Below are 17,919 nucleotides of genomic sequence, written 5' to 3'. Positions count from 1 at the left end.
GACTGGGCGTCAGCTGCGGCACCGTAGCAACCGGCGGGTGAGATGAGAACAGGTCGGACAGCACTGCGGCGCCCCTCCGCCGGGAGGGGCGCCGCAGTGGCCGTACGGGAGCGGGTGCGTGAGCGCTACGACCCCGAGGCCGACGTCGATTCCGACGCAGACGCCGACGCAGACGCCGACGCGCTCGCCGAGGCGGTGGCGCTCGCGCTCGCGCTCGAGGTGGCGGTGGCGCTCGGGGACGGGCTCGTGCTCGACGACTCGCCGGGCGTCGGGTCCGGAGTGGGGGACGCGGCGGCCGTGACGGTCAGTTCGACCGTGAGGGTCGCTCCGCCGGTGGTGGTGATGCGCAGCAGGTAGGTCCCGGCGGTGTCGTCGGCGTACAGCTTCGGCAGCTGCAACACGCCGTCCGCGTCGGTCCGCAGGTCCGTGAGGGTACGGACGGGGTTGCCGGAGGCGTCCTTGAAGTAGGGGCCCTTGTCGTTGGCGGTCGGGTCGTCGGCCGAGGTGATCAGGGTGGCGGTCGCGGCGACCTTGTCGGCGGCGGCGCCCTTGTAGGTGGCCTTCACCGCGACCTGGTCGGCGAACTCGCCGCCGGCGACCGTGGTCAGCGCGGTGTCGGTGGTGCGGGCGAGGGCGTCGGCGGCGCGCGCGGTGACGGTGGCCTTGTAGTCGAAGGCGGTGATCGTGCGACCCACGACGGTGGCGCGGACGGTGAACGTGCCGGTCTTCTCGCCCGCCTGGAGCGCGGGCGCGACGGCGACGCCCCTGCTGTCGGTGGCGACCGTGGCGACGCTCTCGCCGCCGGTGAAGGCGAGGTCGGTGTCCCCGACGATGGTGAAGCGGACCCTGACCTTGGCGACGGCCTTGCCGGCCGCGGTCTCCGCGCGGGTGCTGACCTTGGTGGTGAAGGCGTCGCCCGCCATCGCGGTGAGCTTGGTCGTGCTGCCCGCGTTCTCCAGGTGGTCGACCGTGTCGGTCGGGGTGGGCGCCGGGGTGCCGGGCGTCGAGGGGGTGCCGGGTGTGCTCGGCGGCGAGGGGGTGCCGGGCGTCGACGGGGTGGGCGGCGTGCTCGGCTCGTCGTCGTTGCGGTGGGAGGGCACGGAGCCGGTGCCGTCGGGGATGGAGTGGGTGCCCTTGCGGTAGTACTCCAGCCACGACATGACGGTGTTGTAGTAGTCCGTCGAGTTGTTGTAGCTGAGGATCGCGCTGCGCATGCCCGAGGTGGTGGACATGTCCCAGTTGTTGCGGCACAGGTAGTGGCCGGCGGCGAGCGCGGCGTCGTAGATGTTGTTGGGGTCCTTCTTGCCGTCGCCGTTGCCGTCGCGGCCCGCCCAGGCCCAGGTGGAGGGGATGAACTGCATGGGGCCCACGGCACGGTCGTAGGTGCTGTCGCCGTCGTAGGCGCCGTTGTCGGTGTCGCTGATGTGGGCGAAGCCGTTGCCGTCGAGTACGGGGCCGAGGATCGGGGTGACGGTGGTGCCGTCGGCGGTGACGTTGCCGCCGCGGGCCTGCCCGGACTCGACCTTGCCGATGGCGGCGAGGAGTTGCCATGGCATGTTGCAGCCCGGCTTGGACTGCGCGAGTTCGGCCTCGGCCTTCTTGTAGGCGTCCAGGACGGTCGCGGGGATGCCCGCCTCGGAGGTGCCGGTGGCGACCGGGCCCGTGACGCTGGAGCTGGGCGCGGGGTTCGGGCTGTTCAGCGGCGGCAGGTCCGTGTAGTACGGCGAGTTGCCGGTGGCGCTGCCGTCGGTGCTCGCGTCAGCGGCCAACGGACTGTCGGCGGCGGCCTGTCCGCTGCCGCCCCCACTCACACCGCCGGCCGTGACGTCCGGTGCCTGGGACGCGGCCAGGGCCGCGACCGCCAGTGCGGCCACGGTCGTGTTGACCGCTCCCTTGCGCAGCCTCCTGCCGAAATGCGCCGACGACATGAAGCGAACCCCTCCCGTGGACGCCCGGCGTCCGTGTCCCTGACTGCGCCACGAGCCCGTGTTGGCTGTGGCGACCCCTGCGGCTGTTGTGACGATCGGACCGCCCCGAGGGTTGCACCCGGAGCGCCCGTCTGAGTCTGTTCTTTTGTTCGACTGCCCGCGGCGGCACGGCAACCCCAGCGACCCTACGACAACTTCTTTTGCACCGGCACCCGTTCGCACCCCCATTTCACCGGCCGGCCGGGTTCCGTTCGCCCGGAAACCACTGCCGCATACTGGACGTCCTCCGCGACCGTGCCGGTCCGCCCCCCACCCCCCGCCCCCGGGAGCCGCGTTGCCGTTCACTCTGAGTCATGCGGCGGCGGTGCTGCCCGGGGTGCGCGCCGACGGCACCGGCCGTGGACGGCTGGTGCCGGCCGTTCTCGTCGCCGGTTCGTTCGCGCCCGATCTGACCTACTACGCGGCAAGCGTCCGGCCCGGGGCGATGGAGTTCGGCAGCGTCACGCACTCGTTCCCCGGTGTGTTCACCGTCGACGTGGTCATCGCCTGGGCGCTGGTGGGGCTCTGGCTGCTGCTGCGTGAGCCGCTGGTGGCGCTGCTGCCGTCGGGGCGGCAGGCGCGGACGGCCGCGCTGACCCGGTGCGGTGCGCCACGCGCGCGCGTGCGGGCCGCCACCGCGGCGTGGTGGTACGTCTCCGGGGTGCTCGGCGCGTCGACGCACGTGGTGTGGGACGCGTTCACGCATCCCGACCGCTGGGGCATGCGGCTGTTCCCGGTGCTGGGCGAGACGGTGGCCGGTTCGCCGCTGTACTGGTACCTCCAGTACGGGGGTTCGGCCGTGGCGGCCGTGGTGATCGCCGCGTTCGTGGTGCACGCGCTGCGCCGGGCGCCGGCGGACAGGCCGGCAGGGGTGCCGTCGCTGTCCGCGCGGGACCGGTGGACGGCGGCGGCGGTGGTCGGCGGGTGCGCCCTGGCCGGGGCCGTGCAGCGGGTGTCGCGGTGGTGGACGTCCTGGGAGTCGCACGGCGCGAAACCGTGGGAGCTGGTCCCGACGGTCTGCTTCGGGGCGGGCGCCGGCCTGCTGCTGGGACTGCTGCTGTACGCCGTCGGCGTGCGGGTGTGGCGTCCGGTCGCCGGGGGTGCGGCGGGCGGGCCGGCGGAGGTCAGCGGGGGGCGGAGCCGTCAGGGCGTGCGCTGAGGCACGGCGGCGTCGCGACGAAGACGCTGATACGGCGGACGGGCTTTCGCCGGTGCGCACGGCCGAGGGTGGCCAGCGCGAGGGAGAGGTAGGCACGCATCTGCTCGGCCCACAGGCGCGGGGTGGCGGGGGCGCCGATGCCCCGTCGGTGGCCGGGGACGCGGGCGGTGGAGGCACCGGGCGCCAGGGCGGGGGGCCGACGCCGGGGAGGGGCCGGGTCACGGTCACCCTGCGTGTCTGCGGTCGCCGGGCCCTCGGTGGGGGCCGTCCGGCGGTGGTGCGTTCGTATACCCATGGCGGCATCGTGGCGGTCGGAGACGGTGCGGGGCGTGTTCTCGGCGGCCACGTGGGTGAGGGCCCTTCGGGGGATGTACCGGGGGTGACGGGTGGCGGGCACCACCGGTAACGCGCGGTGGCGGCGGCCCGCCCCCGCGGCACAAAGCGAGGGGCGCCGAAGAGGGGCCCTGCCCGCGCGAGCAGGGCCCCCTGACCCGCACCGCGAGAGACGGAGAGGCACGGCCCCTTCACCCGCACCGCCGAAGACGGACAGGCACGGCCCCCCGACCCGCACCACGGAAGACCGACAGGCACGGCCCCTTCACCCGCACCCCACGGAAGACGGACAGGCACGGCCCCCCGACCCGCACCACGGAAGACCGACAGGCACGGCCCCTTCACCCGCACCCCACGGAAGACGGACAGGCACGGCCCCCCGACCCGCACCACGGAAGACCGACAGGCAAGGGCCCGCTCCCCCGCCGGGGGCCAGGAGGGTGTTTCGAACCTGTTCGGACCCCCTAGTGCGCCGCCGACTCCCAGTCGGAGCCCGCGCCCACCGAGACGTCCAGCGGGGCCCTGAGCCGGACCGCGCCCGTCATCTCGCGGCGGACGATCTCCTCCACGGCCGCGCGCTCGCCCGGGGCGATCTCCAGGACGATTTCGTCGTGGACCTGGAGCAGCATGCGGGAGGTGAGGTCCGCGGCGCGCAGGGCGCCGTCCACCTTGAGCATGGCGATCTTGACGATGTCGGCCGCGGTGCCCTGGATGGGCGCGTTGAGGGCCATCCGCTCGGCCGCCTCGCGACGCTGGCGGTTGTCGCTGTTGAGGTCGGGGAGGTAGCGGCGGCGGCCGAAGAGGGTCGCCGTGTAGCCGGTCGCCCGGGCCTCGTCGACGGCGCGGCGCAGATAGTCGCGGACGCCGCCGAAGCGCTCGAAGTAGGCGTCCATCAGGGCGCGGGCCTCGCCCGCCTCGATGTTGAGCTGCTGGGACAGGCCGAACGCGGACAGGCCGTAGGCGAGGCCGTACGACATCGCCTTGATCTTGCGGCGCATCTCCGCGTCGACCGCGCCCGGTTCGACGGCGAAGACCTGGGAGGCGGCCGTGGTGTGCAGGTCCTCGCCGGAGGTGAACGCCCGGATGAGGCCCTCGTCCTCGGAGAGGTGGGCCATCACACGCAGTTCGATCTGGCTGTAGTCGGCGGTCATCAGGGACTCGAAGCCCTCGCCGACGACGAAGCCGCGGCGGATCGCGCGGCCCTCGTCGGTGCGGACCGGGATGTTCTGGAGGTTGGGGTCCGTGGAGGACAGCCGGCCGGTCGCGGCGACCGTCTGGTTGAACGTGGTGTGGATGCGGCCGTCGGCGGCGATCGTCTTGATCAGGCCCTCGACGGTGACGCGGAGCTTCGCCTGCTCACGGTGGCGGAGCATGATGACCGGCAGTTCGTTGTCCGTCTGGCCGGCGAGCCAGGCCAGGGCGTCGGCGTCCGTGGTGTAGCCGGTCTTGGTCTTCTTGGTCTTGGGCAGCGCCAGTTCGCCGAAGAGGACCTCCTGGAGCTGCTTGGGCGAGCCCAGGTTGAACTCGTGGCCCGCGGCCGCGTGTGCCTCCTTCACGGCCTGCTGGACGGCGCCGGCGAACATCTGCTCCATGGCCTCGAGATGGGCGCGGTCGGCGGCGATGCCGTGCCGCTCCATGCGGGCGAGGAGGGTGGAGGTGGGCAGCTCCATGTCCTGGAGCAGGTCGGCCGCGCCGACCTCCGCCAGCTTGTCGCGGAAGGCCTCGCCGAGGTCGAGGATCGCGCGGGCCTGCACCATGAGGGCCTCGGCCTCGGCGCCGTCGTCCGCGCCGAAGGCGAGCTGGCCGTCGGCCGCGGCGGCGGGGGCCAGTTCACGGCCGAGGTATTCCAGGGAGAGCGCGTCCAGGTCGAAGGAGCGGCGGCCCGGCTTGACCAGGTAGGCGGCGAGGGCGGTGTCCATGCGGACGCCGTCGACGGACCAGCCGTGCTCGGCGAACACCCGGATGGCGCCCTTGGCGTTGTGCAGGACCTTGGGGTGGTCCGCGTCGGCCAGCCAGGCCGCCCAGGCCCGTTCGTCGGCCTCGTCGAGCCGGGAGGGGTCGAACCAGGCGGCGGGGCCGTCGGCGGCGGCCAGCGCGATCTCGGCGACCGAGCCGGCGCCCAGGGCCCAGGTGTCGACGGTGGCGACGCCGAGGGGCTGCCCGGTGTGGCCGGCCAGCCAGCCGGCCAGTTCGCCGGTGTCCAGCACGGTGCCGTCGAGTTCCACGCCGGCGGTGACGACGGGGGTCGCCTCGGCCTCGGCGCTCCCCGGGTCGACGGCGAGGAGCCGCTCGCGCAGGGAGGGGTTCCTGATCTCCAGGGTGTCCAGGACCATGGCGACGGCCGTGCGGTCGTACGGGGCGCGCTCCAGGTCGGTGACCGCCTTCGGCAGCTCGACCGTGCGGACCATCTCGGTGAGGCGGCGGTTGAGCTTGACCGCCTCCAGGTGGTCGCGGAGGTTCTGCCCGGCCTTGCCCTTGACCTCCTCGACGCGCTCGACGAGATCCGCGAACGAGCCGAACTGGTTGATCCACTTCGCGGCGGTCTTCTCGCCGACGCCGGGGATGCCCGGGAGGTTGTCGGACGGGTCGCCGCGCAGCGCCGCGAAGTCGGGGTACTGGGCGGGCGTCAGCCCGTACTTCTCGACGACCTTCTCCGGGGTGAACCGGGTCAGCTCGGAGACGCCCTTCGTCGGGTACAGCACGGTGGTGTGCTCGGTGACCAGCTGGAAGGAGTCGCGGTCGCCGGTGACGATCAGCACCTCGAAGCCCTCGGCCTCGGCCTGGGTGGCGAGGGTGGCGATGACGTCGTCGGCCTCGAAGCCGTCGACGGCGAACCGCGCGACGTGCATCGCGTCGAGCAGCTCGCCGATCAGCTCGACCTGGCCCTTGAACTCGTCCGGGGTCTTCGAGCGGTTCGCCTTGTACTCGGTGAACTCCTCCGAGCGCCAGGTCTTGCGGGAGACGTCGAAGGCGACCGCGAAGTGCGTGGGCGCCTCGTCACGCAGGGTGTTGGCCAGCATCGACGCGAAGCCGTAGATCGCGTTCGTCGGCTGGCCGGTCGCGGTGGTGAAGTTCTCCGCGGGCAGCGCGAAGAACGCGCGGTAGGCCAGCGAGTGCCCGTCCATGAGCATCAGGCGCGGGCGGCCGCCGGCGTCGGGGGTCTCGGTCTTCTTCGATGCTGTCTCTGCCACGCCCCCGATCCTGCCACGCCCCACTGACACTCGGATCCGCCCGCGGTCCGCGCGCACCGACGCGCCGTGACCGCGCCGTCACACCCTCCCGACCGTGTTGCCCCTTCCGCAACCATTGCCCTATGCGCAACCATGAAGGCGGTCCTCGCCCGCCCGGCCGCCGTGACCGCCGGGGCCCCGTGCGAGGATGCGCACGCGTGTCGCCCACGGCACCGGCGCACACAGCAGCACACGAAGGGGAGGGTGCGATGGCCACCAAGCCGCCCGAGGCGGATCCGGTCCAGGACGTGCCGGAGGTCGCCGAGCCGAAGCACGCGGCGGCGGGTCTGCCGGCCGTCGGACACTCCCTGCGGATCGCCCAGCAGCAGATGGGGGTCAGGCGCACCGCGTTGACGCTGCTGCGCGTCAACCAGAAGAACGGCTTCGACTGCCCCGGCTGTGCCTGGCCCGAGCCGGAGCACCGGCACGCCGCCGAGTTCTGCGAGAACGGCGCGAAGGCGGTCGCGGAGGAGGCGACCCTGCGCCGGGTCACCCCGGAGTTCTTCGCCGCCCACCCCGTCGCCGACCTCGCCACGCGCAGCGGCTACTGGCTCGGCCAGCAGGGACGGCTCACCCACCCCATGTACCTCCCCGAGGGCGGCACACACTACGAGCCGGTCACCTGGGAGCGCGCCTTCGACATCATCGCCGAGGAGACGGCCGCGCTCGCCTCCCCCGACGAGGCCGTCTTCTACACCTCGGGCCGCACCAGCAACGAGGCCGCGTTCCTCTACCAGCTCTTCGCGCGCGAACTCGGCACGAACAACCTGCCGGACTGCTCCAACATGTGCCACGAGTCCTCCGGCTCGGCCCTGTCGGAGACCATCGGCATCGGCAAGGGCAGCGTCCTGCTGGAGGACCTGTACCAGGCCGATCTGATCATCGTCGCCGGCCAGAACCCGGGCACCAACCACCCCCGGATGCTCTCCGCCCTGGAGAAGGCGAAGGCCGGCGGCGCACGGATCATCAGCGTCAACCCGCTGCCCGAGGCGGGCCTGGAGCGGTTCAAGAACCCGCAGACCCCGCAGGGCATGCTCAAGGGCGCCGCCCTCACCGACCTGTTCCTCCAGATCCGCATCGGCGGCGACCAGGCCCTCTTCCGGCTCCTCAACAAGCTGGTCCTGGAGACGGAGGGCGCCCTCGACGAGGCGTTCATCGCCGAGCACACCCACGGCTTCGAGGAGTTCGCCGAGGCCGCCCGCGCCGCCGACTGGGACGAGACGCTCGCCGCGACCGGCCTCACGCGCGCGCAGATCGAGGAGACCCTCGGCATGGTGCTCGCCTCGCGGCGCACCATCGTCTGCTGGGCGATGGGCCTCACCCAGCACAAGCACTCCGTGCCGACCATCCGCGAGGTGGTCAACTTCCTCCTGCTGCGCGGCAACATCGGCCGCCCCGGCGCGGGCGTGTGCCCGGTGCGCGGCCACTCCAACGTCCAGGGCGACCGCACCATGGGCATCTTCGAACGGCCCGCCCCGGCCTTCCTGGACGCCCTGGAGAAGGAGTTCGGCTTCGCGCCCCCGCGCGGGCACGGCTTCGACGTGGTGCGCGCCATCCGCGCCCTGCGCGACGGCGAGGCGAAGCTGTTCTTCGCCATGGGCGGCAACTTCGTCGCTGCCTCCCCCGACACCGACGTCACCGAGGCGGCCATGCGACGCGCCCGGCTGACGGTGCACGTGTCGACCAAGCTGAACCGCTCCCACGTCGTCACGGGCGCGCGTGCGCTGATCCTGCCGACGCTCGGACGCACCGAACGCGACCTCCAGGGCGGCGGCGAGCAGTTCGTCACCGTCGAGGACTCCATGGGCATGGTGCACGCCTCGCGCGGGCGGCTGGCCCCCGCGAGCGACCACCTGCTGTCCGAACCGGCCATCGTCAGCCGGCTGGCCCGCCGGGTGCTCGGCGCGGACAGCAAGGTGCCCTGGGAGGAGTTCGAGAGGGACTACGCGACGATCCGTGACCGGATAGCCCGGGTGATCCCCGGCTTCGAGGACTTCAACGCGCGCGTGGCCCACCCCGGCGGCTTCACCCTCCCGCACGCGCCGCGCGACGAGCGCCGCTTCCCGACCGCCACCGGCAAGGCCAACTTCACCGCCGCGCCGGTCGAGTACCCGAAGCTGCCCGAGGGCCGGCTGCTGTTGCAGACGCTGCGCTCGCACGACCAGTACAACACCACGATCTACGGCCTCGACGACCGCTACCGGGGGATCAGGAACGGCCGCCGGGTCGTCCTGGTCAACGCCGAGGACGCGCGCGGGTTGGGAATCGCGGACGGCTCGTACGTGGACCTGGTCGGCGAGTGGGACGACGGTGTGGAGCGGCGGGCCCCGGGTTTCCGCGTCGTGCTGTACCCGACCACCCGAGGCTGCGCGGCGGCCTATTACCCGGAGACGAACGTGCTGGTGCCGCTGGACGCCACCGCCGACACGAGCAACACCCCGGCCAGCAAGTCCGTCGTGGTGCGTCTGGAACAATCGTCGACCGACTGAGCGTTTGCTCAGTGACTGGACCCGGATCGACGAACGGAGCCCGGCCCCATGGGCGAGCAGCAGCACGTGAAGTTCCCACCGGAGGTCATCGCGGAATACGCCGCGCTCGGCATCGACATCGTGGCCCTGTTCTCGGCCGGACACCTCGGCTCCCGCATGGGCGTGGAGATCGTCGAGGCCTCCGCGGACCGGGTCGTCGGCACCATGCCGGTGGAGGGCAACACCCAGCCGTACGGCCTGCTGCACGGCGGTGCCTCCGCGGTGCTGGCCGAGACCCTCGGCTCGGTCGGGTCGATGCTGCACGGCGGCAGCTCCAAGATCGCCGTCGGGGTCGACCTGAACTGCACCCATCACCGGGGCGTCCGCTCCGGCCTGGTCACCGGCGTGGCCACGCCCGTGCACCAGGGGCGGTCCACGGCGACGTACGAGATCGTGATCAGCGACGAGGAGGGGCGCCGGGTGTGCACCGCCCGGCTCACCTGTCTGCTGCGGGACGCCCCCACGGCGGGCTGACGACCACACCGCGTGGCCGACCCTCCCCCGGCGGGCCGACGGCTTCCAACACGCCGTGCGGCAGGGCCCGTTGCACGCGCTGCCCCGGCGCCCTAGCGTCGGGGCATGACCACGGGAGGCGCGCACGGAGCGCGGGCGGCGGCACGGCTGGCGGGATGGGTGCTGCTCGCCTGCCTCCCGGCGACCGCCTGCGGCGGCACGACCCCGAGCGCGGCGCCCGCCGCCTCTTCCCCCGCCGCCTCACCCTCCGCCTCCCCGTCCACCACCTCGCCCGAGGACCTGTGCACGCGCGTGGTGGCCCACTGGTCCCGCGAGGTCCTCGACAGCCACACCTACGGCGACTACCAGTCGATGGGGCTCTCCAACGGCCAGTACGACATCCTGCGCAGGGTCGTGGACGCGGCACGGGCCGAGAAGAAGCGCCACGGGGCCGACGCCGCCGACGCGTTGATCGACCGCGAGACCCGCGCGGGCTGCACCGACTACTACCGCTCCGGCGGCCCGGGCGAAGGCCCCTGGCAGTGAGCGGCATCGGCCCGATCGAGCCCGGCGAGGGCACGCACGCGTGGGACACGCACCCGGCGGAGCCCCCGGCCGTCACCCCGGCCGCCCCGGGCACTCCCCCGCCCCGCCTGCGCCGCCTCCTCGCGGACCGCCGCAGGGCCGCCCTGGCCGCCCTCCTCGTCGTCGGCCTGCTCACCCTCTGCGCCCTGCTCTACGCGACCCGGCCCCAGGAGCGTGAACCGGCCGTCTCCCGACCGCCGTTCCCCGCCCAGGTCGTCGACGTCACCTATCTCGGCGAGCACAGCGTGCCACCCGGCACCCGGCCGCACACGTTCGCCTTCGAGGTCCTCCTCAGCGTGGACTCCGGCCCGCCGGTCACGGTGACCCGGGTCTCCCAGCCGTACGCCGGCGCCTCCCTGACCTCTGTGCCCCGGGCCCCGTTCCGGACCGAAGCCGGCTCCGCCCGCACGATCGTGATCACCATGCATGTGGCGGAATGCGGGACCGTACCGGAGAATGCCGGGCTTCCTTTCATCGACGTAACTCTGCGTAATACGCGTGCAATACAACAGCAGAGTTTCATCCTGGGACCCCGTTATGCGCACGACCTCTCCCGAGCCCTGGAAGTCGCCTGTAGCAACGAATCACCGTAATCACCAAAACGCCTGAGACACCTGAACGCACCAGGGTGCATCCTGCGCGTTCTCAACATGCGGACAGGGCGAATCGGCCTGAAATTCGCTGTTCCACCCGCCAAGTACCGCTCTGCATTACCTCGTGTCATAACAAGAGCGTCACAGCATGCTGCAGACCCTCCTCCCCGTTACCTTCACCCGCTTAGAGTCACGCCCAGTCACCGCGCCGCCTGAATACCCCTTAGGCCCCAGCGCTCGACTCGGCCTCTTCCAGGGGGGAGGGCCGCCCAGGGAAAGGACTGGAACGTGCGTCAACGTTCGCTCATCGCCATCACCGCCGCGCTGTCCGCCGGTGCACTCACCCTCACCGCCTGCGGTTCGCGCGACAGCGGCGGCGACAAGGGCTCCGACAGCGGCGGCACCACCGTCACCATCGGCGTCGACGCCCCGCTCACCGGCGACCTGTCCGCGCTGGGCCTCGGCATCAAGAACTCCGTCGACCTCGCGGCCAAAACGGCCAACAAGGAGAAGACGGTCGACGGCGTCACCTTCAAGGTCGTCGCCAAGGACGACCAGGCCCAGCCCTCCGCCGGCCAGCAGAACGCCACCGCCCTCGTCGCCGACAAGAGCGTCGTCGGCGTGGTCGGCCCGCTGAACTCCTCCGTCGCCGAGTCGATGCAGAAGGTCTTCGACGACGCCAAGCTGGTCGAGGTCTCCCCGGCCAACACCAACCCGGCGCTCACCCAGGGCACCGACTGGGCGAAGACCAAGAAGCGCCCCTACGCGTCGTACTTCCGCACCGCGACCACGGACGCCATCCAGGGCCCGTTCGCCGCCCAGTACGTCTTCAACGACGCCAAGAAGAAGAAGGTCTTCGTCATCGACGACAAGAAGACCTACGGCGCCGGCCTCGCGGGCACCTTCACCGAGGAGTTCAAGAAGCTCGGCGGCACCGTCGTCGGCACCGAGCACATCAACCCCGACTCCAAGGACTTCTCCGCGGTCGCCACCAAGGTGAAGAACTCCGGCGCCGAGGTCGTCTACTACGGCGGCGAGTACCCCCAGGCCGGCCCGCTCAGCAAGCAGATCAAGGCCGCCGGTGCCAAGATCCCGCTGGTCGGCGGCGACGGCATCTACGCCGACGACTTCATCAAGCTGGCCGGCGCCACCGCCACCGGCGACCTCGCCACCTCCGTCGGCGCCCCCGTCGAGCAGCTCGACTCCGCCAAGGAGTTCGTGGCCAACTACAAGGCCGGCGGCTACAAGGAGGCGTACGGCGCCTACGGCGGCTACGCCTACGACTCCGCCTGGTCCATCATCGAGGCCGTCAAGAAGGTCGTCGACGACAACAACGGCAAGCTCCCGGACGACGCCCGCGCGAAGATCACCGCCGCCACCCAGAACGTCTCCTTCGACGGTGTGACCGGCAAGGTCTCCTTCGACGAGTTCGGTGACGCCACCAACAAGCAGCTCACCGTCTACGCCGTCGAGAACGGTGCCTGGAAGGCCGTCAAGTCCGGCACCTACGCCGGCTGACCTCACCCGCACCACTCCTGAGCCGCGCGGGGCGCTGTTCCACTGGCGCCCCGCGCGGACTCGCATCCGGCCCCACCCGTCGAATTATCCGAACCGTCTCGGAGGACATGCGGTGAACGAACTGCCGCAGCAGCTGGTCAACGGCCTGCTACTGGGATCCATGTACGGCCTTGTCGCCATCGGCTACACAATGGTCTATGGCATTGTCCAGCTCATCAACTTCGCCCACGGCGAGATCTTCATGACCGGAGCGTTCGGCGCTCTCACGGTCTACGTGTACATCCTGCCCGACGGCACCTCGATGGCCATCGCGCTGCCCCTGATGCTGGTGGGCGCGGTCATGGTCTCCGTCACCGTCGCCGTGGGAGCGGAACGGTTCGCCTACCGTCCCCTCCGCACCGCACCACGCCTCGCACCGCTCATCACCGCCATCGGCCTCTCCCTCGCCCTCCAGCAGGCCGTCTGGGCCTGGTACCCCGAGGCCAAGTCCGCCCGCGTCTTCCCCCAGATCGACGGCGGCCCCTTCGAGCTCGGCAGCGTCACCATCCAGACCGGTGACATCTTCCTGCTCATCGCCGCCCCCCTCAGCATGGGCTTCCTCGCCTACTTCGTCATGAAGACCCGCACCGGACGCGGCATGCAGGCCACCGCCCAGGACCCCGACACCGCCAAGCTCATGGGCGTCAACACCGACCGCATCATCGTGATCGCGTTCGCCCTCGGTGCCACCTTCGCCGCCGTCGGAGCCGTCGCCTACGGCCTGAAGTACGGCCAGATCTCCTTCACCATGGGCTTCCTGCTCGGCCTCAAGGCCTTCACCGCGGCCGTCCTCGGCGGCATCGGCAACATCTACGGCGCCATGATCGGCGGCGTCGTCCTCGGCATCGCCGAGACCCTGGCCACCGCCTACATCGCCGACATCCCCGGCATGGACAAGTTCGGCAGCAACTCCTGGGCCGACGTCTGGGCCTTCGTACTCCTCATCCTCGTGCTCCTGTTCCGGCCCCAGGGCCTGCTCGGCGAGCGCGTCGCGGACAGGGCGTGACACCGATGACGACACAGACCACCACCCCCGAGGCATTCGGCGACACCACGCCCGCACGAGCCGGCCTCATCGGCATCCCCGAGGCCGCCGCCCGCGCCCTCGCCACCGGCGGCGCCGTCCTCACCATCATCTCCACCTTCCTCGCCTGGACCTGGACCTCCGCCTTCCCCGGCGACCTCACCGTCTACGGCTACCCCGGCGGCCTCCAGGTCCTCGTCCTCATCGGCGCCGCCCTCACCACCCTCTTCGCCCTCGCCTCCTACGGCATCAAGGGCCTCGGCTGGCTCACCCCCGCCGGCGCCGACGGCGCGATCAAGTTCGCCGCGCTCGCCACCTTCGCGACCGCCTGGTACACCGTCATCGCGATCAGCGCCGACCTCGGCGGAGTCGTCAACCTCGAACCCGGCGGCTACGTCGTCGCCGTAGCCAGCCTCGCCGCCCTCCTCGGCGCCCTGGCCCTGCCGTTCGAGCACCCCGAGCCCGACCCCATCGACCCCGACGACACGTCGTGGGAGCACACCAAGCACAAGCTCGGCCACAAGTGGCAGACCGTCAAGGCCGCCTTCGGCTCCGCCACCGCGCGCCCCGCCCCGGCCCTGCCCGCCTACGCCGAGATCCTGATCATCGTCGCCGTCCTCGCCCTCGCCCTCACCGTCTTCACCTACGGCATCGGCACCGAGTACGACGAACTCTTCATCGGCTTCCTGATCACCGCCGGCCTCGGTTTCGCCGCCGTCGGCAAGGCCGGCCTCGTCGCCCAGGCCAGCCAGATCACCGCCCGCCACCAGAACATCACCATCTGCGGCGCGTTCGTCGCAGCCGCGGCGTTCCCCTTCACCCAGACCGACGACCAGTACGCGACCCTCGGCGTCTACATCCTCATCTTCGCCACCGTCGCCCTCGGCCTGAACATCGTCGTCGGCCTCGCCGGCCTCCTCGACCTCGGTTACGTCGCCTTCCTCGGCGTCGGCGCCTACGCCGCCGCCATGGTCTCCGGCTCCCCGAGCTCCCCCTTCGACGTGCACTTCCCCTTCTGGGCCGCCGCACTCGTCGGCTGCGCCGCCTCCCTGGTCTTCGGCGTCCTCATCGGCGCCCCCACCCTGCGGCTGCGCGGCGACTACCTCGCCATCGTCACCCTCGGCTTCGGTGAGATCTTCCGCATCACCGCCAACAACCTCGACGGCACCTCCGGCCCCGACATCACCAACGGATCCAACGGCATCTCCTCGATCCCGAACCTCAACATCCTCGGGTTCGACTTCGGAGTCGTCCACAACATCCTCGGCGTCGACATCGGCCGCTTCGCCAACTACTTCTTCCTGATGCTCATCATCACCGCCATCGTCGTCCTGGTCTTCCGGCGCAGCGGCGACTCCCGCATCGGCCGCGCCTGGGTCGCCATCCGCGAGGACGAGACCGCCGCCCTCGCCATGGGCATCAACGGCTTCCGCGTCAAGCTCATCGCCTTCGCCGTCGGCGCCTCCCTCGCCGGCCTCGCCGGCACCGTCCAGGCACACGTCACCTACACCGTCACCCCCGAGCAGTACCTCTTCGCCGGCCCCATCCCGCCCAACTCCGCCTTCCTCCTCGCCGCGGTCGTCCTCGGCGGCATGGGCACCATCGGCGGCCCCCTCATCGGCGCCTCGCTGCTCTTCCTCATCCCCAACAAGCTGCAGTTCCTGGGCGACTACCAGCTCTTCGCCTTCGGCCTCGCACTCATCCTGCTGATGCGCTTCCGGCCGGAGGGCATGATCCCCAACCGCCGCCGCCAGCTCGAGTTCCACGAGGAAGCGGAAGCGCCCACCGTCCTCACGAAGGCAGGGGCCTGACCACCATGACCACCGACACCACCACCACGGTCGCCCCCACCGGCGAGACGGTCCTCGACGCACGCGGCGTCACCATGCGCTTCGGCGGCCTCACCGCCGTCCGCGACGTCAACCTCACCGTCAACAGCGGCGAGATCGTCGGCCTGATCGGCCCCAACGGCGCCGGCAAGACCACCTTCTTCAACTGCCTCACCGGCCTCTACATCCCCACCGAGGGCGAGGTCCGCTACAAGGGCACCGTCCTGCCGCCCAAGTCCTTCAAGGTCACCGCCGCCGGCATCGCCCGCACCTTCCAGAACATCCGTCTGTTCGCCAACATGACGGTCCTGGAGAACGTGCTGGTCGGCCGGCACACGCGGACGAAGGAAGGTTTCTGGTCGGCCGTGCTGCGCGGCCCCGGCTTCCACAAGGCCGAAGCCGCCTCCCGCGAACGCGCCATGGAACTCCTCGCGTTCGTCGGACTGGAGAAGAAGGCCGAACACCTCGCCCGCAACCTGCCCTACGGCGAGCAGCGCAAACTGGAGATCGCACGAGCGCTCGCCAGCGAGCCCGGACTCCTCCTGCTCGACGAGCCGACCGCCGGCATGAACCCCCAGGAGACGCGAGCGACAGAAGAACTCGTCTTCGCCATCCGCGACAAGGGCATCGCCGTCCTCGTCATCGAGCACGACATGCGCTTCATCTTCAACCTCTGCGACCGCGTGGCCGTCCTGGTCCAGGGCGAGAAGCTCGTCGAGGGCGACAGCGCCACCGTCCAGGGCGACGAGCGCGTCGTCGCCGCCTACCTCGGCGAACCCTTCGAGAACGCCCCCGGCGACGAAGAGATCACCGAAGTCGAAGCCGCCGAGGCCAGCGCCGCCCCGGCCGACGCCGCCCCGACGGACGCCGACACCACGACGGACGCCGCGCCCGGCAAGGAGAACGACCGATGACCGCACTGCTCGAAGTCGAGGACCTCCGGGTCGCCTACGGCAAGATCGAAGCCGTCAAGGGCATCTCCTTCAAGGTCGAGGCCGGCGAGGTCGTCACCCTCATCGGCACCAACGGCGCCGGCAAGACCACCACCCTGCGCACCCTGTCGGGCCTGCTCAAGCCCGTCGGCGGCCAGATCAAGTTCAACGGCAAGTCGCTGAAGAAGGTCCCCGCCCACGACATCGTCTCGCTGGGACTCGCCCACTCCCCCGAGGGGCGGCACATCTTCCCCCGCATGACGATCGAGGACAACCTCCGCCTCGGCGCCTTCCTCCGCAGCGACAAGGCGGGCATCGAGAAGGACATCCAGCGCGCCTACGACCTCTTCCCCATCCTGGGAGAGCGCCGCAAGCAGGCCGCGGGCACCCTGTCCGGCGGCGAGCAGCAGATGCTCGCCATGGGCCGCGCCCTGATGTCCCAGCCGAAACTGCTCATGCTGGACGAGCCCTCCATGGGCCTCTCCCCCATCATGATGCAGAAGATCATGGCCACCATCGCCGAGCTGAAGTCCCAGGGCATGACGATCCTGCTCATCGAGCAGAACGCCCAGGCGGCCCTGTCCCTCGCGGACCAGGGTCACGTCATGGAGGTCGGCAACATCGTCCTCTCCGGCACCGGCCGGGACCTGCTCCACGACGAGTCGGTCCGCAAGGCCTACCTCGGCGAGGACTGACGTCCCGAGGTTTTGCGCCTACGACAAGGCCCGCGCCCCTTCTCCGGGCGCGGGCCTTGTCGTGTGCGGGCCTCTCCGTCTGCGGGCCTCGTGGTCTGCGGGCCGGGCGTCAGCCCTTGTTGGCCTTCTTCTCCGCGGCGTCCTGGATGACGGCCTCGGCGACCTGCTGCATCGACATCCGCCGGTCCATCGACGTCTTCTGGATCCAGCGGAACGCGGCAGGCTCGGTCAGCCCGTACTCCGTCTGGAGAACCGACTTCGCCCGGTCGACCAGCTTGCGGGTCTCCAGGCGGAGCGTGAGGTCGGCGACCTCCTTCTCCAGCTCCTTCAGCTCGTTGAACCGCGAAACAGCCATCTCGATGGCCGGGACGACATCACTCTTGCTGAAGGGCTTCACGAGGTACGCCATGGCACCGGCATCCCGGGCCCGCTCGACCAGGTCGCGCTGCGAGAAGGCCGTGAGCATCAGCACCGGGGCGATGCGCTCCTCGGCGATCTTCTCGGCGGCGGAGATGCCGTCCATCTTGGGCATCTTCACATCGAGGATGACCAGGTCGGGCTGGTGCTCGCGGGCCAGCTCGATGGCCTGCTCACCGTCACCGGCCTCGCCGACGACGCTGTAGCCCTCCTCCTCCAGCATCTCTTTGAGATCGAGCCGGATCAGGGCCTCGTCCTCGGCGATGACGACACGGGTCGTCAGCGGAGGCACGTGCGACTTGTCGTCATCGGGCACGTCTACGGGCTGGGGCGACTCGGGGGCGGTCACGGGGGCTCCTCGTTCAGGGCAGGGGTACTGCTGACAAGAGCGTACCTAGCTGCGGTAAGGTGGGTGCGCGGCGGGTGGTTGCCTGCCTTTGTTTTAGAGGAAGCCCCGGTAGTCCAGCGGGAGAGACACGGTGCTCAAACCACCGACAGCGTGGGTTCGAATCCCACCCGGGGCACTTTTCCTTCATTTCCAAGGTTGAGACGAAAAGCGGATGTTCCCATTCTCGTGAACATCCGCTTTTTCCTGTGTGTCGCCGCGAGCACTCTCA

General features: G+C 70.9%; 14 protein-coding genes and 1 tRNA gene. 11 read left to right on the top strand and 4 right to left on the bottom strand.

Features of this window, described 5'->3' with window-relative positions; translation table 11 throughout:
* Positions 1 to 125 precede the first annotated feature (125 nt).
* Entirely contained in the window at positions 126 to 1,928 is a 1,803-nt protein-coding gene (locus AQJ58_RS05935; RefSeq protein ID WP_067245424.1) for a lytic transglycosylase domain-containing protein, read from the bottom strand.
* Between the two features lie 334 nt (positions 1,929 to 2,262).
* Between AQJ58_RS05935 and AQJ58_RS05930 the strand changes: the two genes are divergently transcribed.
* Complete coding sequence (locus AQJ58_RS05930) at positions 2,263 to 3,126, top strand: DUF4184 family protein (RefSeq protein WP_067245422.1); 864 nt, start codon at positions 2,263 to 2,265, stop codon at positions 3,124 to 3,126.
* Here AQJ58_RS05930 and AQJ58_RS42320 read toward each other — a convergent pair.
* Together AQJ58_RS42320 and polA are read right to left on the bottom strand one after the other, a co-directional pair.
* Entirely contained in the window at positions 3,092 to 3,421 is a 330-nt protein-coding gene (locus AQJ58_RS42320) for a hypothetical protein (RefSeq protein ID WP_159056217.1), read from the bottom strand. The genes AQJ58_RS05930 and AQJ58_RS42320 overlap by 35 nt on opposite strands.
* Positions 3,422 to 3,923: 502 nt before the next feature.
* Positions 3,924 to 6,650 carry a DNA polymerase I gene (gene polA / locus AQJ58_RS05920; protein ID WP_067245419.1) on the bottom strand — a complete coding sequence of 909 codons (2,727 nt, stop codon included), beginning with the start codon at positions 6,648 to 6,650 and terminating at the stop codon, positions 3,924 to 3,926.
* 248 nt (positions 6,651 to 6,898) lie between these two features.
* On the opposite strand from polA, the gene AQJ58_RS05915 reads away from it, so the two are divergent.
* The 9 genes from AQJ58_RS05915 (at position 6,899) to AQJ58_RS05875 (ending at position 16,885) form a co-directional block, all read left to right on the top strand.
* Positions 6,899 to 9,178: an FdhF/YdeP family oxidoreductase gene (locus AQJ58_RS05915; RefSeq protein ID WP_067245417.1), complete on the top strand. Its 2,280-nt coding sequence runs from the start codon at positions 6,899 to 6,901 to the stop codon at positions 9,176 to 9,178.
* Between the two features lie 48 nt (positions 9,179 to 9,226).
* The gene (locus AQJ58_RS05910; protein ID WP_067245415.1) at positions 9,227 to 9,691 is read left to right on the top strand and encodes a PaaI family thioesterase; all 465 of its coding nucleotides are present in this window, start codon (positions 9,227 to 9,229) and stop codon (positions 9,689 to 9,691) included.
* Positions 9,692 to 9,796: 105 nt separating this feature from the next.
* Positions 9,797 to 10,216, top strand: coding sequence for a hypothetical protein (locus AQJ58_RS05905; RefSeq protein WP_067245414.1), 420 nt, complete (start codon positions 9,797 to 9,799; stop codon positions 10,214 to 10,216).
* Positions 10,213 to 10,848: a Tat pathway signal sequence domain protein gene (locus tag AQJ58_RS05900; protein WP_067245412.1), complete on the top strand. Its 636-nt coding sequence runs from the start codon at positions 10,213 to 10,215 to the stop codon at positions 10,846 to 10,848. Before AQJ58_RS05905 ends, AQJ58_RS05900 begins: the two co-directional genes overlap by 4 nt.
* Positions 10,849 to 11,136: 288 nt before the next feature.
* Positions 11,137 to 12,366 carry a branched-chain amino acid ABC transporter substrate-binding protein gene (locus AQJ58_RS05895; RefSeq protein ID WP_067245410.1) on the top strand — a complete coding sequence of 410 codons (1,230 nt, stop codon included), beginning with the start codon at positions 11,137 to 11,139 and terminating at the stop codon, positions 12,364 to 12,366.
* Positions 12,367 to 12,478: 112 nt separating this feature from the next.
* Positions 12,479 to 13,411 carry a branched-chain amino acid ABC transporter permease gene (locus tag AQJ58_RS05890; protein ID WP_067245408.1) on the top strand — a complete coding sequence of 311 codons (933 nt, stop codon included), beginning with the start codon at positions 12,479 to 12,481 and terminating at the stop codon, positions 13,409 to 13,411.
* Between the two features lie 5 nt (positions 13,412 to 13,416).
* Positions 13,417 to 15,240: a branched-chain amino acid ABC transporter permease gene (locus AQJ58_RS05885; protein WP_067245405.1), complete on the top strand. Its 1,824-nt coding sequence runs from the start codon at positions 13,417 to 13,419 to the stop codon at positions 15,238 to 15,240.
* A 5-nt stretch (positions 15,241 to 15,245) separates the two neighbouring features.
* Positions 15,246 to 16,172 carry an ABC transporter ATP-binding protein gene (locus tag AQJ58_RS05880; protein ID WP_067245403.1) on the top strand — a complete coding sequence of 309 codons (927 nt, stop codon included), beginning with the start codon at positions 15,246 to 15,248 and terminating at the stop codon, positions 16,170 to 16,172.
* The gene (locus tag AQJ58_RS05875; RefSeq protein ID WP_067245401.1) at positions 16,169 to 16,885 is read left to right on the top strand and encodes an ABC transporter ATP-binding protein; all 717 of its coding nucleotides are present in this window, start codon (positions 16,169 to 16,171) and stop codon (positions 16,883 to 16,885) included. The genes AQJ58_RS05880 and AQJ58_RS05875 overlap by 4 nt, the downstream gene beginning before the upstream one ends.
* A 109-nt stretch (positions 16,886 to 16,994) precedes the next feature.
* On the opposite strand, the gene AQJ58_RS05870 is transcribed toward AQJ58_RS05875, so the two are convergent.
* Entirely contained in the window at positions 16,995 to 17,651 is a 657-nt protein-coding gene (locus AQJ58_RS05870) for an ANTAR domain-containing response regulator (RefSeq protein WP_067245400.1), read from the bottom strand.
* 102 nt (positions 17,652 to 17,753) lie between these two features.
* On the opposite strand from AQJ58_RS05870, the gene AQJ58_RS05865 reads away from it, so the two are divergent.
* A tRNA-Leu gene (locus AQJ58_RS05865) sits at positions 17,754 to 17,826 on the top strand.
* Positions 17,827 to 17,919: the final 93 nt, after the last annotated feature.

The sequence above is a fragment of the Streptomyces sp. DSM 15324 genome (genome assembly GCF_001514285.1).
Lineage (GTDB): Bacteria > Actinomycetota > Actinomycetes > Streptomycetales > Streptomycetaceae > Streptomyces.
Note: the sequence above shows the minus strand (reverse complement) of the source record. Positions and strands in the feature narration are given on the sequence as shown.

What these genes read in the sequence shown, in the direction of transcription:
- AQJ58_RS05875 (WP_067245401.1), top strand. Translation starts at nt 16,169, where the DNA reads ATGACCGCACTGCTCGAAGTCGAGGACCTCCGGGTCGCCTACGGCAAG.
- AQJ58_RS05915 (WP_067245417.1), top strand. Translation starts at nt 6,899, where the DNA reads ATGGCCACCAAGCCGCCCGAGGCGGATCCGGTCCAGGACGTGCCGGAG.
- AQJ58_RS05885 (WP_067245405.1), top strand. Translation starts at nt 13,417, where the DNA reads ATGACGACACAGACCACCACCCCCGAGGCATTCGGCGACACCACGCCC.
- AQJ58_RS05905 (WP_067245414.1), top strand. Translation starts at nt 9,797, where the DNA reads ATGACCACGGGAGGCGCGCACGGAGCGCGGGCGGCGGCACGGCTGGCG.
- AQJ58_RS05880 (WP_067245403.1), top strand. Translation starts at nt 15,246, where the DNA reads ATGACCACCGACACCACCACCACGGTCGCCCCCACCGGCGAGACGGTC.
- AQJ58_RS05910 (WP_067245415.1), top strand. Translation starts at nt 9,227, where the DNA reads ATGGGCGAGCAGCAGCACGTGAAGTTCCCACCGGAGGTCATCGCGGAA.
- AQJ58_RS42320 (WP_159056217.1), bottom strand. Translation starts at nt 3,421, where the DNA reads ATGGGTATACGAACGCACCACCGCCGGACGGCCCCCACCGAGGGCCCG.
- AQJ58_RS05935 (WP_067245424.1), bottom strand. Translation starts at nt 1,928, where the DNA reads ATGTCGTCGGCGCATTTCGGCAGGAGGCTGCGCAAGGGAGCGGTCAAC.